Here is a 15,395-nt window from a genome sequence, read left to right as displayed (position 1 = left end):
CTTAACCGGCAGCGCAGTGTTTTATTACCAAAGCGGCCAGCCTGTCCACCGCATCTCTTTGTCCGGCACGGGCGGCAAGCTGCGCCTGTCTGGCCAAATCTTGCGGGTTTTGCATGGCTTTGGTCACAATTTCAGCCAGGCCCGGCGCTGTCAGCGCTGCCTGCTCCACCATTATTGCGCCGCCGCTTGCTGCCAGGCTTTGCGCATTATGCCGCTGGTCATGATCCAGCGCCTGCGGATAAGGAACCAGCAAAGCCGGACGGCCAATAGCGGCAATTTCGGCCACAGTAGAGGCCCCGGCCCGCGCAATAATAAACTGCGCTTTGGCAATCAAAGCCGGCAAATCTCTAAAAAACACTGCTATTTCCGCCTTTATTGCCATTTTGGCATAGGCAGCGCGCAATTCTGCTTCATCGGCAGCGCGCGCCTGCTGGGTGATTACCAGCCGGGCGCGCAAAGCCGGCGGCAATAAAGCCAGCGCCGGCGGCATAATGGCGGAAAAAAAGCTCGCCCCCTGACTGCCGCCGAAAACCAGCAGGTTAAACGGTGCCTTATCACCTGCCGCCTGATAAGGTCTTTGCGCCGCAGCCAGCACGGAAGGGCGCAGCGGATTGCCGACTATCACAGTTTTGGCAGAAAAGGCAGCCGGCCCCCCCGCCGGCGGCAGGCCCGCCGCCACCGCCCGGGCAAAACGCGCCAGCAGGCGGTTTGCCCGCCCCATGACTGAATTCTGCTCATGAATAAGGATCGGCACGCGCAGAAAACGCGCCGCCAGCAGCGGCGGCACCGTGGGATAGCCGCCAAAACCCATGACCAGACAGGGTTTAAACCGGCGTATCAGGCGCACAGACTGGCAAAAACCGCGGCCAAGCTGCCACAAACTCCCGCCCAGACGCAGCGGATTGCCGCCCGCCACTGTGGCGGCAGATAAAACATGCACTTTATCATCTTTAATGCCGCCTTTTCCTGTTATGATAAAGTGGCGGGCGCGGCTATCGGTCAGCATATGCACATTAAAGCCCCGTTCCTGCAAGGCCTGCCCCAAAGCCTCAGCCGGGAAAACATGGCCGCCAGTGCCGCCGGCGGCCAGAAATACTGTTTTTTTTGTATTTATGCCGGTTGAATCCATCTTGTTACTTCTGTCTTTGCCCAGCCTCAATCTCTTTTAAGCTTTAAAAGGCTTCTCTGCAATCAGCCTAATCAAAATCAAGTGAAGCCCGGCCTTCCGGCCGCTTGCGGGTCAGGCCAAGCAGGCAGCCTTGCACTATTGCAATAGCAATAAGTGAGGAACCGCCATAAGAAATAAAAGGTAAAGTCATACCCTTTGGCGGCATAAGGTGCAAATTCACCGCCAGATTGATAATGGCCTGAAAGCCGAACAATAAAACCAGCCCGGTAATGGCATAACGGATAAAAATATCACGCTCCCGCATGGCGAGATAAAAAGAGCGCAGCACAATAAAGGCAAACAGGCCGATAATTACCAGTGACAGAATAATACCATATTCTTCGGCAATAACTGAAAAAACAAAATCCGTATGGCTGTCGGGGATAATGCGTTTTATCAGGCCTTCACCCGGGCCTTGCCCCAGCCAGCCGCCGTGCATAATAGCCTCACGCCCGACATCTACCTGAAATGTATCACCCTCGCCATGCAAAAAGCCGTCAATACGCTCATGCACATGGCTAAAAGCATAATAAGCGCAAAAACCGCCGGCAACAGCCAGGCCGCCAAGCAGGCCGACAAACCATAAAGGAATGCCGGAAATAAAAAATAACCCGCCCATTACCAGGGTTATCAGCAAAGTCTGCCCCAAATCCGGCTCGGCCACCAAGAGAGCGGCGCACAGCCCCCATAATAAAACCGGCGGCAAATAGAGGCTTTTCCACCCGCTTGCCGTTTGCCGGGCAAACAGCCAGGCCATAACCACCACATAAGCCGGTTTCATAAATTCTGACGGCTGAATGCCAAACCCGGCCAGCGAAATCCAGCGGCGCGACCCTTTAGTCTCCACGCCGAAAAACAGCGTCATGACCAGCAGCACCAGAGAAATGAGCAAAAGACACAGGCAAAACAGGCGAATAGAGCGTGGCGCAAAAAAAGAAAGGCCGATCATTACCGGCACGGCAGCAAGGGTAAACCAGACATGCAATTTGACAAAATGCAAATTATCGGCAATGCCCACCCGCATTGCCACGGCCGGGCTGGCGGCAAAGGAAAATAAAATCCCCGCTCCCATTAACAGCAAACAGGCTGCCAAAATCCAGCGGTCAACTGTCCACCACCAATCGGCAATGGCGCTTCTGTCCATACGGCTCAGCATAAATACCTCTTGAACCTTCAACCCGCCGCCGATTGGTGGACTTTACCCTTTGTTTTGTTTAGGCGTCGAAAAGCGCGGACGACCTGCCTTAAAGCATAAAATACCCCCGCGCAAACCCGCGCTGATCAAAGGCAAAACCCACCAATCGGCAATAGCGGCTCTCGCCATACGGCTCAGCATAAACTCCCTTTATTTATTTGGCCCGGCGGCTCCTGGCGGCGGCAATTATCTTTATCCCGGCCTCCCCCGCAAATCACCTGAAAAACAGCTTGTAAAAGGCAAATTATAAAAAAAGCTTAATGACCCGGCATATTATTGGTTACACCCGCCGCCACAGACCAGTCTGTCAGGCTGGCCTGTCCAACCACAATTCGCGCAACCCGGGCACCCTATTTGCTGCGCCCGCCGCCGCTATACTGTTCCGCCAATGCGGCAAAAGCCTTGCCTCTTTCCTCAAAATTTTTAAATTGATCAAAAGAAGCGCAAGCCGGCGCCAATAAAATCACCGCTTCTGCTCCTCTGGCAATTTTGCCGGCGGCAATATCCGCCTTTACATCGCCCCAGGCCAGTGCCAGCGCCGCGATCAGGTTTTCCGCCGGCCGATAAGGGTATAAATCCGCCACAAAGGACTGCCCGCCGAAAAGGCTATGGGTCGCAAAGCTCTTGCCGAATTCTACTGCTGCTTCACCAAAAAAATAGGCGCGGCGCATTTGCGCCAAATATTCAGGCTGTAACAGGCTGTTTATCCCGCCCTTTTTGGCGCGGCCGCCGGCCAGCCAGTAAATATTATTGTAACTTTGCAAAGCCGGAGCGACAGATTCCGCATTCGTAGCCTTACTGTCATTGATAAAGCGGATTATTACCCCTTGATACAGTATTTGCCCAATTTCTTCCATACGATGCGGCAGGCCTTTAAAATCCGCCAGCCCCTTTTCAAAACCCTTTGCTCCCAGCACATAAGCTGCCGCCAGGGCGCAGAGCGCATTTTGCCCATTATGCCGCCCGCGCAAAGCGGCAGAAGCAGGCAAAACCTTGTCCCCTCGCCGGAAGCGGCCCAGATGCCAGGCGTAAAAGCGCGGCACAGTAAAGCAATCCTGCGGGTTTATTATACCGCTTTCATCAGCCGCGGCGCCCACGCCGATTACCCGCTTGCCTGCCTGTTTCAGCCGGTCATAAATAGCCTGGCAGGGGGCGTCATCATAAGCGATAATGGCGGTTTCGCTTTGCACCGCCAGCCGCTCTTTCAACGCGGCATAGGCTCTAAAACTGCCGTGACGATCAATATGATCGGGGGTAATATTGAGCACAACACCGATAGTGGGGTTGAGAGACGGCGTCAGATCAATCTGATAAGAGGAAATTTCTACCACATAAACCTGTTTGGCTGATAGCGCAAATGGCGCCAGTTCCAGCACCGGCCTGCCAATATTGCCGCCCATTTGCACATTATAGCCGGCCCGCCGCAATATATGCGCCAGCAGCGCCGTAGTGGTGGATTTGCCATTCGTGCCGGTAATAGCGATAAACGGGCAAAAATCTTTTATATTCTTTTCCTGTTGCAAACGGCCGCCGCAGGCTGACCCGTCCAACCCGGCCTGCGTTTCCTTTTCCTGTTGCAAGCCGCCGCCTGCCGGATTCTTCGCCGGCGCCTTGCCGCCGCAGGCTGGCCTGCCCGCCTGCAAGGCGCGCCCGGCCTGCATTTTTTGCCTCTCAGGCAGGCTGTCATAGTGCTTCTGCAGAAAAGCATTGCGCTCACGCACAAACAGTTCAATATCGCCGATAATTTCTACCCCCGCTTTATGCGCCAAAACGGCGCTCCAATGCGGCCTGGGGTGGGTGAGCGGCACACCGGGGCTTAACACCAGCGCCGCTATCTCACCCCAGGCAATAGTGCGTAAATCCTGCGCCGGCAGGCCCGCCTGCCGCGCTTCCTCTACGGCTTGCGGCTTATCGTCCCAAACGACAATATCGGCTCCGCCGAAAACCAAAGCCCGGGCGGTGGCAAGGCCGGAGCCGCCAAGGCCGAACAACGCCAGTTTTTTCCCCTTAAAGCTCGTCAACGCAATCATTGCCGCTTACCTTCGTTTTTCATTTGAGGGCACCGCCACGCTTTCTCATTGGCGCCGCACGCCGCATATTCTTTATTCGCCCCGCCCCGCCGGCCACAGACTGATCTGTCAAGCCGGCCTGTCCCGCGCATTTTCTTTGCCGCAGGGCACCGCCACAGGCCAGCCTGTCCAACCTTGCTCCGCCTAGCGCAGTTTCAGGCTGACAAGGCCCAGCAGCGCCAGAATAATGGATATAATCCAGAAGCGGATAACCACCTGGCTTTCCGTCCAGCCTTTTTTTTCAAAATGATGATGAATAGGCGCCATTAAAAACACCCGCTTGCGCGTCATTTTGAAATAGCCGACCTGAATAATAACCGACAAAGCCTCCATCACAAACACCCCGCCAATCACCGCCAGTACCAGCTCATGCTTGGCCGCCACAGCGACAGATCCTAACAGGCCGCCTAAAGCCAGCGAGCCGGTATCGCCCATAAAAATGGCCGCCGGCGGCGCATTAAACCATAAAAAGCCCAGCCCGGCGCCAATAGTCGCAGCCAGCAGCACAGTAAGCTCACCTGTGCCGGGAACAAAGTGAATCTGCAAATATTCGGCAAAAACACTATTGCCGGAAACATAGGCAATCAAGGCAAAGGAAGCCGCCGCCACCATGACCGGCACAATGGCCAGCCCGTCCAGCCCATCGGTAAAATTAACCGCATTGCCGGTGCCGACAATCACCAAAGCGCCGAAGGGGATAAAAAACACCCCCAGATTAAGCAGATAATTGACAAAGGGGAAAGACAGGCCGGGGGATCCGGCGCGCATAAATATAGCGGCAGCAGCAGCGCCTAAGCAAAATTCCAGCGAGAGCCGCATTTTGCCGGAAAAGCCGCGGCTTGTCTCCTTGGTCACTTTCAAATAATCATCATAAAAGCCGATAGCACCAAAAGACAGAGTGACGCCCAGCACTGTCCAGAAATAGAGATTTTTCAAATCACACCATAACAGGGCAGAAACTGCTATGCCGCTTAAAATCATCAGCCCGCCCATAGTCGGCGTGCCGGCTTTTTTAAAATGGGTTTGCGGCCCGTCAGCGCGAATAGGCTGACCCTTGCCCTGGCGGATTTTCAGCGAAGCAATAATTGCCGGGCCAAATAAAAACACAAATAAGGCCGAACTCATCAGCGCCCCCGCAGCGCGAAAACTAATATAGCGGAAAAGCCCCGTTCCCGGAATAATACCGATAAAATCCGATAAAAAATACAACATGAACTCTGCCGCCTTTGTGCTTATGCCTGTTTTATTTTGCTGTGAAAAACAGCAGGTTTTGCCTGCTTTATCTCACCTGTCTGCCGGCCAGCAAGGCTGCCACCAGCTTTGCCGTGCCGATGGAATTGGAAGATTTCACCATAACACAATCGCCTGCCTGCAACGCATTTTCTACCGGCGCAATCAGTTCGGCCGCGGTTGGCCGCCAATGCACCTCTATTGCCGGGTGGTGCTGTTGCAGCTTCTGCTGTAAAAAGCGCATAGCCTCACCGGCCAGAAAGACAAGCTCCACTTTTGCTGCCGCCAGCCTGGCCGCCAGCGCCTCATGCGCGCTCTGCGTCTCGGGCCCCAGCTCCAGCATATCGCCCAAAACGGCAATATGCCGGCCGCCGGCCTCCGGTTTTGCCTCCCCCAGCATTTTGAGCGCCAAAGCCATAGAAAGCGGATTGGCATTATAGCTCTCATCAATCAGCAAAAACTCACCCTTGGCGGCGCTTTTATGCGGCAGCGGCAAATAATAACGCGCCCCCCGCCCCGCCCCGGCGTGAAAATCTGCCAAGGCCGTTTTGATTTTCGCCAAATATGGCTTGACAATATGGCTGCCCTGTTTTTCATATTGAGGGCGAATTGCCAGTTCTGCCGCAGCGGCAATGACTGCTGTCGCATTCAACATCATATGCGTGCCCTGAACATGTAAGTGGAATATTTCCTGCCCAAAAGGCGTCTGCACTGCAAATTCCTGCTTTTCTGCCTGCTGTTTGTCACTGCCTGCCATTATATGATAATTCGCCTCAGAGTTACGGCCGAAACTTTGCAACAGATAAGAACCGATCTCTTGCAGCTTTTCTCGCAAAAATTGATAATATTCATCATCGCGGTTGATAAGCGCGGTGCCGCCCGGCGCAAGCCCGCTAAAAATTTCCGCCTTGGCGGCGGCAATTTCCGCCAGGCTGTTAAAATGCCCCATATGAGCGGCAGCAATGCGGGTTATCAGCGCCAAATGCGGCCGCACCATATTGACCAGCGGAGTGATTTCCCCCGCATGATTCATGCCGATTTCATAAATGCCGAAATCCGTATTTTCCGGCATACGCGCCAGACTGAGCGGCACGCCAAAATGATTATTGAAAGAGGCCGGGCTCAAATGCACCCTGCCAAATGGCGCCAGCGCCCGTGCCAGCATTTCCTTCACCGTAGTCTTGCCGACAGAGCCGGTTATCGCCGAAACGAAGGCACCCGGCTGCAACCGCGCCCGCGCCGCTCTGGCCAGATTTTCCAGCGCTGTCAGCACATTATCCACCACCAGGAGCGGCAGAGCAAGCGGCGGCAGGCTGCCCAGTTTTGCCTCTTCCACCACGGCCAGCGCCGCCCCGGCCTGTGCCGCGGCAGCTATATAGGCATGGCCGTCTGCCCGCTCGCCCTGAACGGCAAAAAACGCTGCACCCGCCGGGCAAAGGCGGCTGTCAATGGCAATATTGCTTATGCTTTGCGGCAGCACACCTTGCACACGCCCCCCCACTGCCTGCCTCAAAGCCTCACCTGTCCATAAACGCATCGCACTCATATCCTGCCTTGACCCCAAACTCTGGCAACACTTCGCCGCCGGCCCTGTTACAGGGCACAGGCCGGGCGGAGATTATTTGCCGCGCCCGCCGCCGAATTCTTTGCTGCGCCCTGCCGCCTCCCAGCCACAGGGCGTAACCCAGGCGCTTAGTCTCCCCGGCTCAGATGCAGGGCATTGGCGACTTCCGCCTGGTCGGAAAAAGGCAAAGTTTTATCACCGATAATCTGCCCTTCTTCATGGCCTTTGCCGGCGACAATCAATGTATCGCCGCGCGCTAACAGGCCGACAGCATGGCGAATAGCCGCGCGCCGATCAGCGATTTCCAGCGCCCCATGCGCGCCGGCCAAAATCTGCTTCCGAATAATAGCCGCGTTTTCGCTGCGCGGATTATCATCAGTCACAATAACTATATCAGCCAGTTTTACCGCTATTTCACCCATAATCGGCCTTTTGCCCTTATCCCTGTCGCCGCCGCAGCCAAAAACCAGCACAATGCGCCCATTGGTAAAGGGCCGCACCGATTTCAGCACATTTTCCAACGCATCGGGCTTATGGGCATAATCAACATAAACCGGCGCCCCTGCTGCCGTGGCGCCGACAAGCTGCAACCGCCCTGGCGCCCCTTGCAGCCGCTCCAAGGCGCGGAACGCCGCCGCAGGCGGCACAGAGCTGGCAAGTGCCAGCCCCACCGCCACCAGAGCATTGGCCAGTTGGAACTCACCCGCCAGCGGCAAAACCAGCTCATAAATTTCGTCCTCAAACGCAATTTCCGCATATTGGCGAAAGCGTTCATGCTCCACCCGCTTCAGTTTGATAAAATTGCCCTTGCGGCCGACAGTCAAAGCCTTGCGCCCGGCCGCCTCTATATGGGCAACAGCTTTATCGGCATATTTGCTGTCGGCAAAGACAACAGCCTTTGCCCCCACCGGCAACAGCGTATCAAACAGCCGCATTTTGGCTTTGAAATAGGCCTCAATAGTCGGGTGATAATCCATATGATCGCGCCCCAGATTAGTGAACCCCGCCGCTGTCAGCTTTACTCCGTCCAGGCGGCACTGCTCCAGCCCGTGCGAAGAGGCCTCCATCACCACATGGGTAATATGTTTGCGCGCCAGTTGCGCCAGCAGCAGTGCCAGCTCCACTGCCCCCGGCGTGGTCAGCGCCCCGCTTTGCGAAAAATCTTTGGCAACCACGCCAATAGTGCCGATGGAAGCACCGGCAAAACCGGTATTTTCCCATATTTGCCGTAAAAAGGCGGCAACAGAGGTTTTGCCGCTTGTGCCGGTTACCGCCACTATTATTTGCGGCCGGCTATGGTAAAAACGGGCAGCGGCAAGTGCCAGCAAATGGCGAATATTTTGCACATAAATAACGGGAATAGCGCGCGCCCCCAAATCAGCGCCTTTTTCGGCAATAATCACCGCAGCGCCCTGCTTTTCTGCCGCTTGCGCATAGGCCTGGCCATTGGTGCTGTTGCCGGCAATGGCAAAAAAAGCATAGCCCGCTTTCACCTTACGCGAATCATCAGCCACCCCGGAAATACTGATTGTCTCAGCCAGGGCTTTGCTTTTATCCGCGGCAATCGCCTCACCCAGCAAATACGAAACTTTCATTTCTTCCCTTTCTGCCGCCGCCTGCCACTATCACTGGTCGGCACCCGCTCCTGCCGGCATAAAGCCGCCAGCCAAAGCGCTGCTTTTACCGGCGCCTCAGCCGGGCCGGCTCTATATCGGCTATTTGTATCGGCATGTTTTGCGCCGTGAAATCCGGCAAAACACCCAGAAATGTTGCCGAACGGCGAATAATGCCGGCGGCCAGCGGCGCCGCATTAAACGCTGCCGTGGTAGAATATTCTCCCGCTGCCGGCTTTGGGTCGTCAACAATGGTCAATACCACATAAGCGGGCTTATCCATAGGAAAAGCGGCAATAAAAGAGTTAAAATTCTTGCCCTTGGAATAGCGACCGTTAATCACCTTTTCGGCCGTGCCGGTTTTACCGCCGACCCGGTAACCGTCAACCGCACCGCGCCGGCCGGTGCCTATATCGGCATTGCGCTTGTAAAGATAGCGCATATCGCGCACAGTCTCTGCCGCAACCACCTGCTGTTTACCAGCTTCAGCCGCCGCTTTTGACACTGGCAAAAAACTGGGCGGCAGCAAAAAGCCGCCATTTACCAGCGCGGCCACGCCGATTGCTGTTTGCATAGGGGTGGTGGCAAAACCGTGACCAAAGGAAATAGTGGCCGAATTCACCTTTTTCCATACACGCGGCGAAAAAGGCTCAGCCACTTCAGGTAATTGTGTCTGCATGCGGGTCAGCAGGCCCAGACGCTTTAAAAAAGCGCGATGGCCGCTAATGCCGACAGCCTCTGCCTCTTTGCCTGAGCCGATATTGGAGGAAAAGCGAAAAACCTCCTCCACTGTCAGCGGCCGATATTTGCCGTGAAAATCTTTAATCTGCTGCGAACCAAAACGTAACGGACGTGAAGCGTCAACCTTGCTATCCAGGCGAAATTTGCCGGAATCCAGCGCCATAGCCGTGGTGAAGCTTTTAATGCTGGAGCCCATTTCAAATGTGCCGGCGGTTATGCGGTTCAGCCGGTCTTTTTGCAAAGCTTCAACCGGGCGGTTAGGGTTAAAATCCGGCATGGAAACCATGGCCATAACCTCGCCCGTATCCACTTTCAGCACCACGGCACCGGCAGCCTCGGCCCGGTAACGCGCCATGGTTTTGGCCACCTCATCATGCACAACCGCCTGCACCCGCATATCAATGGCAAGCGCTACCGGCTCCAGTGCCGCGGGCGCGGCCAGCCCGGCCTTGCGCAAAGCGCCAAGACCGGCTTCGTCAATATATTTTTCCATGCCGGCAATGCCCTGATTGTCAATATTGACAAAGCCTAATATATGCGCGGCTGCCGCCCCGCCCGGGTAAAAACGCCGCGTTTCCGTCTGGAACCCCAGGCCGGGAATACCAAGGGCCATCACCTCTGCTTTTTGCCGGGCGCTCAAGCCGCGCGCAACCCAGGCAAAGCCGTTGCGCCGCTCCAGTCGCGCGGTTATTTCATGCCGGTTCATTTGCGGCAAAACCCCGGCCAATAAATCTATTGTCTCACCAATATCAATAATACGGCGCGGCTCGGCAAACAGCGACCAGGTTTTAATATCGGTTGCCAGCAGCAAACCATTACGGTCAATAATATCGGGGCGCGCCTGGCTCTCCGGCGCCGGCGGCGCCTTGGCCTCGGCTATTTCGCCGCCTGCTCGGCCATAATAAATCAGCTTGGCGGCAATAGCGCCGTAAAGGCAGCAAAATATGACAAAAGTAAAACCCAGGCGGCTTTTAAACCCGGTTTGCAGGCGCGCAGCCGATTTTTGCCTGATTGCGGCAGTTTTTTTCCCAAACGGCCAAAATCTCATAATGCTTTGCCTCCTGCCGCCTCAGGCGCGTTTTCTGTTGTGCGCCCGCCGCCGGCCACAGGCTGGCCTGTCCCGGGCGCAGCGGCCTTGCCCGGTATAATATAAGGCGGCCGGCTGAGCTGATTTTTATATTCCGCCCCGATTTTTGCTGTTTCGGCAGTGGCCTCTTTCCTTTGCCTTGCCGTTTTGTCGGCCTTGTTGCGGCCTGTAGGCGGCACACTGCCTGTCGCTGTCATATCCAGATTATCTGCCCTGGTTTTGCCTTGGGGCACGGCATTTTTGCCGATTATAGCCTCACTGTCTCTAATAGCTATTTCTATTGCGTCCGGCAAACGCGGCGGCACAGCCTCCAGTGTCACAATCTGCCGCGGCTCAATCAGTTGCAGCTGCAAAGCGTCATGATAATGTTCTGCCAGGCGCTGTAGCCGCGCCGGCTCTGTTGCCAGTGCCCAGCGGGCGCGCAGTAAAGCGGCCGTATCCTGCTCTATTTCTATTTTACGCTCCAGGCTGCGCACTTCCTGATAGCGCTTTTGCGCTTCATATTTTATTTCATAAGTCCAGAAAGCCGTGCACAACATGAGCAAAACCATTATAATATCGCTGGTGCGGAAAAGAGTCATATCTGCCCTCCTGCCAGACAATTATTAAGCTTTTGCGCGGCTAAAACCGGCAATTCCGGCAGACCGAAAATACTGAAATCCGCCGGCAGCGGCGGGCTTTGCGTGCGCAGGCCGGCGCGCAATCTGGCTGAGCGGGCACGCGGATTTTGCGCGACCTCAGCCGGGCTTGCCGGTTTTGCCCCCTTAAATAGCGGCGTAAAGGCGGCCTCACGCAAAGTTTTTGCCGGCAAATGGCGCGAAGCCGGGCGCTCACCGGCGCGACTGGCAAAAAAACGTTTGACTATGCGATCTTCCAGCGAATGAAAAGTGACAACTGCCAGGCAGCCGCCGGCGCGCAACACTCTCTCTGCCGCGAATAAAGCGCGCGCCAGCTCGCCCAGCTCATCATTAACATAAATGCGCAAAGCCTGAAAAATACGCGTGGCTGCATGAATTTTCTCATATCGGTGCAGGCCCATTGCCTCTACCGCCTGCGCCAGCTCCAAAGTCGTGGTAAAAGCTTTATCAGCGCGGCGCCGCTCAATCATGCGGGCAATGCGGCCGGCATGGCGCTCTTCGCCGTAAAAGTGAAAAATGCGCGCCAGATCACCGCTTTTCAGGCTATTGACAGCCGCCGCCGCGCTCACCCCCCGCCCCGACATACGCATATCCAACGGCCCGTCCCGGCGGAAGGAAAAGCCGCGCTGCGCCTCATCTATCTGCATGGAAGAGACGCCAATATCCAGCACCACCGCATCAACCGGAGCAAAGCCCGCAGCCTGTGCCGCTTTATCAAGCTTTGAAAATTCTGTTTCAATAATAGCAAAATGCCCGCTATTAGCCTCAGCCAGTTGCCGGCCGACCCGCACGGCTTGCGGGTCGCGATCCAGCCCCAGCACGTCCGCCCCTGCTGCCAAAAAAGCGCGGGAATAACCGCCATTGCCAAATGTGCCGTCAATAATGTGCAAGCCTGCCAGAGCGGCGCTTTTGTCTTTTGTGTCCGCCTCCGCTCTGGCCGGCTGAGCGGCCAGAGCCGCCAGCACTTCAGCCAGCATAACGGGAATATGCGCCGCCGGCACGGCTGCCGCCACAGCCGCTTTATTTTTTGTCATGAGCAACCCCGCTTATGAACGCCACCAGGCCTGCCTGTAACAAGTGGCCTGGCAGGAACTCGATACAAATCATCACACAACACCACTACCGGCATTGCTCGCCCGGCTTTTAATGCCTGCTTTGCCGTTACACAGCCGGAATGCCGACACAAATGCTCTCGCCCGGTCATTATCCCTGATTATCTTTAACGAAATATTGCCGCCCGGCAAAATTTACCAATGCGGCGGCAGCCGTAATTGCTGCCAGATGAGAACAATATTCAACCCCAGCACCAGCGCCGCGGCAGCAACGGCCAAAAGCTGGGTAAAAATATTATTGGCAAAAACTCCCATAATAGCCGGCGAGCGGGTAAACAGTAATAGAGCAATCATCGGCACCGGCAGGGCAAAACTTAGCACTACCTGGCTTATTACCAGCGCTTCAGTTGTGTTAACCCCCAGCCCGACCACAATAAAAGCGGGAATCATGGTAATGACGCGGCGCAGCCAGACAGGAATATGAAAACCGACAAAACCCTGCATAATCATTTGCCCGGCCATTGTGCCGACAATAGAGCTGGAAATGCCCGAAATCAGCAAAGACAGCAAAAAAGCCGCCGCCGCCGCTTTGCCCAAAAGCGGCGTTAAAGTATGATAGGCGGTTTCAATTTCGGCTACGTCTTGATGACCCTGGTGGAAAGCGCCGGCGGCCATAATGAGAATAGCCATATTCACCATGCCGGCCAGCGCCAGCGCCACCACCACCTCACGATTGGAGAAGCGGATAAGCTGCGCCTTTTGCGCCGCAGTTTCGGTTTTGACCCGGTTTTGTGTCAGGCCGGAATGCAGATAAAGCGCATGCGGCATAATTGTGGCACCAATAATGCCGACAGCAATCAGCAAAGCCTGTTTATCCGGGATTTCCGGCTTGAGGACATGAATCCCCACCTGCCCCCATTGCACCGGGGTCACCAGCATTTCCAGCAAATAACATAAGGAAATTATCAGCAGAAACAGGCCGATAAGCAGCTCCATTGAGCGAAAGCCGCCGCGTTCAAACAGCAATAAAGCATAAGTAATAATGGCCGTTATGCCCATGCCGACCAGCAAAGGCAGATGAAACAGCAGCGACAGGCCGATAGCACCGCCGAGAAATTCAGCCAGATCAGTCGCACAGGCTGCTATTTCGCTGACCAGCCACATGGCCATAACCACCGGCCTGCGAAAATTATCGCGGCATAATTCGGCCAGATTGGCGCCGGTTACAATACCCAGCCTGGCCGACAGCGCCTGAAACAGCATGGCTACCAGATTAGCCAGCAATACCACCCATAAAAGCGTGTAGCCATAGCCGGCACCGGCCTGAATATTGGTAGAAAAATTGCCCGGATCAACATAAGCAATAGCAGCAATAACAGCCGGCCCTGACATTAAAAAAAATGAGCGCAAACCGCCCCGGCGGCGAACAGAGCCGCCGCCTGCCAGGATTTCCTGCATTTTATCATGCGTGCGCCGGCTTAATGAAGCCGGTTTTGCCTTTTTTTCCTGCTCTGCCACTCCGTTTTCTCCTGCCGGGTTAAAGCCCCGGCGGCACTATTATAAAAGCCGGTTTTCACCACAGATTTTAACAAATAGCAGGCAGGCAAAGCTGTCAAGCAAAAACAGCACCGGTAAAACAGGAAAACAAGGTCAGCCGGCCTGTAAGCCGAGTTCTGTTCACAAAGCGCCTCAGCGCCCTGTTTGGCAGCCATTCCTCTAGGACATATGTCACCATATGCCTCATGCGACCAACCCGGATAGCGGCCCGGAAATCGGCCTGCGCCAAAAGGCGCTTCTATCCCTATTCGGTCTTGCTTCCGGCGGGGTTTACCCTGCCATTGCCGTTACCGGCAATGCGGTAGGCTCTTACCCTACCCTTTCACCCTTACCTGTAACCAGGCGGTTTGCTTTCTGTGGCACTTTCCCTGGGGTCGCCCCCGCCGGGCATTACCCGGCACCGTATTTCCGCGAAGCTCGGACTTTCCTCACCAGCCGCCTTTCGGCCTATGACTGGCGCGGCTGCCCGGCCGACTGACAGCCTGTCTCTATAAAGCAAAAAACAGCGGCCGGCAAGGTAAACATTCCGGCCGCAGCCACCCCCCAATGCGCGCCATCTCTCAACACGGCCTTATCTCCTGCGCCTTGCCGCCACAGACTGGTCTGTCAGGCCAGCCTGTCCAACCCAAGGCGCTATGTCTAACGGTAGCCGACAGCGGATAAATAGGCCTTGACCCTCTGGCAATAGCGGAAGGAGACAGGATTCATGCGTTGCGCTCCATGGCCGGCATTATATTTCAGCACTGTGCCGCACAAATTGCCGCCGCTCAAATTTTGCGCCAGAGCCAGATAACGCGTGCCATATTCCAGATTGATTGCAGGATTATAAAGCCCGCGAACAGAGCCTTTATAGCCCAGGAGCCGCGCCGTGGCAGGGCGAAGCTGCATCAGGCCGATTTCGCCCACACCGCCGCGTGTGCGGTAATTATAGCCGCTTTCCGTCTGCACCACAGCGTGAATCAAATCTTCCGGCACATGATATTTCCGCGCCATATGGTGAATAGCCTTTTCATAAGGACGCGGCTTTTGCACATTGCCCAAATAATAAAAACCCTGTGCCGCCGCCTTTTGCGGCCGTGCCGCCCTTGCCCCGCGCGGCGCCCGTTTTGCCGGTGCCGCTTTGTCTTTTTGCCCGGCTTCGCGCGGCGCTGTTACAATCTGCTTTCTGTTTTTGCCATTTATCAGCCGTTTAGATTTGGCCCCGCTTTTGCCGGCCGTAAAATTGCCGCCGGCTTCATGCAGCGGCGCGGCAACAGCAACAGACATAGTCGATCCGGCAACAGCCAGGCCGGCAACCAGGGCAATCGCCTTTATGCTTTTTAAATAAAAATATGTCATACTCGCTTATCCCGCAATTTTCTTTTCAACGCATAATAACCCCGGCCCCGCTATATTGGCCTGCCATAACAGCGCGCTAAAAGCGGAACCGCGTCAAAACATAATCGAAAAGAAATACAGGCCGGCGCTAAAAAACCATAAAT

At 55.4% G+C, this 15,395-nt stretch carries 11 protein-coding genes, 1 other RNA gene and 1 pseudogene; all 13 read right to left on the bottom strand.

Translation table 11 applies throughout. The annotated features are described in order from the left end of the window. Position 1 precedes the first annotated feature (1 nt). Positions 2 to 1,129, bottom strand: a complete 1,128-nt coding sequence (gene murG / locus DPQ22_RS02225; RefSeq protein ID WP_150212951.1) for an undecaprenyldiphospho-muramoylpentapeptide beta-N-acetylglucosaminyltransferase — start codon at positions 1,127 to 1,129, stop codon at positions 2 to 4. A gap of 67 nt (positions 1,130 to 1,196) precedes the next feature. Beyond that, complete coding sequence (locus DPQ22_RS02220) at positions 1,197 to 2,324, bottom strand: FtsW/RodA/SpoVE family cell cycle protein (RefSeq protein WP_150212950.1); 1,128 nt, start codon at positions 2,322 to 2,324, stop codon at positions 1,197 to 1,199. A gap of 389 nt (positions 2,325 to 2,713) precedes the next feature. Further along, entirely contained in the window at positions 2,714 to 4,024 is a 1,311-nt protein-coding gene (gene murD, locus DPQ22_RS02215) for a UDP-N-acetylmuramoyl-L-alanine--D-glutamate ligase (RefSeq protein ID WP_246681439.1), read from the bottom strand. A gap of 45 nt (positions 4,025 to 4,069) precedes the next feature. Beyond that, positions 4,070 to 4,393 (bottom strand): annotated as a pseudogene (gene murD / locus DPQ22_RS09100) (UDP-N-acetylmuramoyl-L-alanine--D-glutamate ligase); the annotation flags it as partial. A 183-nt stretch (positions 4,394 to 4,576) separates the two neighbouring features. Next, entirely contained in the window at positions 4,577 to 5,644 is a 1,068-nt protein-coding gene (mraY, locus tag DPQ22_RS02210; RefSeq protein ID WP_150212948.1) for a phospho-N-acetylmuramoyl-pentapeptide-transferase, read from the bottom strand. A 67-nt stretch (positions 5,645 to 5,711) separates the two neighbouring features. After that, positions 5,712 to 7,208: a UDP-N-acetylmuramoyl-tripeptide--D-alanyl-D-alanine ligase gene (locus tag DPQ22_RS02205; protein WP_246681435.1), complete on the bottom strand. Its 1,497-nt coding sequence runs from the start codon at positions 7,206 to 7,208 to the stop codon at positions 5,712 to 5,714. Between the two features lie 146 nt (positions 7,209 to 7,354). Beyond that, entirely contained in the window at positions 7,355 to 8,821 is a 1,467-nt protein-coding gene (locus DPQ22_RS02200; protein ID WP_150212947.1) for a UDP-N-acetylmuramoyl-L-alanyl-D-glutamate--2,6-diaminopimelate ligase, read from the bottom strand. Between the two features lie 85 nt (positions 8,822 to 8,906). Beyond that, complete coding sequence (locus tag DPQ22_RS02195; RefSeq protein WP_150212946.1) at positions 8,907 to 10,628, bottom strand: peptidoglycan D,D-transpeptidase FtsI family protein; 1,722 nt, start codon at positions 10,626 to 10,628, stop codon at positions 8,907 to 8,909. Continuing rightward, positions 10,625 to 11,248, bottom strand: coding sequence for a cell division protein FtsL (gene ftsL, locus DPQ22_RS08750; RefSeq protein WP_190323096.1), 624 nt, complete (start codon positions 11,246 to 11,248; stop codon positions 10,625 to 10,627). Before ftsL ends, DPQ22_RS02195 begins: the two co-directional genes overlap by 4 nt. Next, entirely contained in the window at positions 11,245 to 12,339 is a 1,095-nt protein-coding gene (gene rsmH / locus DPQ22_RS02185; protein WP_246681434.1) for a 16S rRNA (cytosine(1402)-N(4))-methyltransferase RsmH, read from the bottom strand. The genes ftsL and rsmH overlap by 4 nt, the downstream gene beginning before the upstream one ends. Positions 12,340 to 12,552: 213 nt before the next feature. Further along, entirely contained in the window at positions 12,553 to 13,815 is a 1,263-nt protein-coding gene (locus tag DPQ22_RS02180; protein ID WP_150212989.1) for an Nramp family divalent metal transporter, read from the bottom strand. A gap of 188 nt (positions 13,816 to 14,003) precedes the next feature. Next, positions 14,004 to 14,392, bottom strand: an RNA gene (gene rnpB / locus DPQ22_RS02175) — RNase P RNA component class A. Between the two features lie 161 nt (positions 14,393 to 14,553). Next, entirely contained in the window at positions 14,554 to 15,252 is a 699-nt protein-coding gene (locus DPQ22_RS09310) for a lytic transglycosylase domain-containing protein (protein ID WP_320411410.1), read from the bottom strand. Between the last annotated feature and the right edge of the window lie 143 nt (positions 15,253 to 15,395).

The organism is Candidatus Tokpelaia sp., assembly GCF_008636115.1.
Lineage (GTDB): Bacteria > Pseudomonadota > Alphaproteobacteria > Rhizobiales > Rhizobiaceae > QLZD01.
This window is presented reverse-complemented; position numbering and strand designations above follow the sequence as displayed.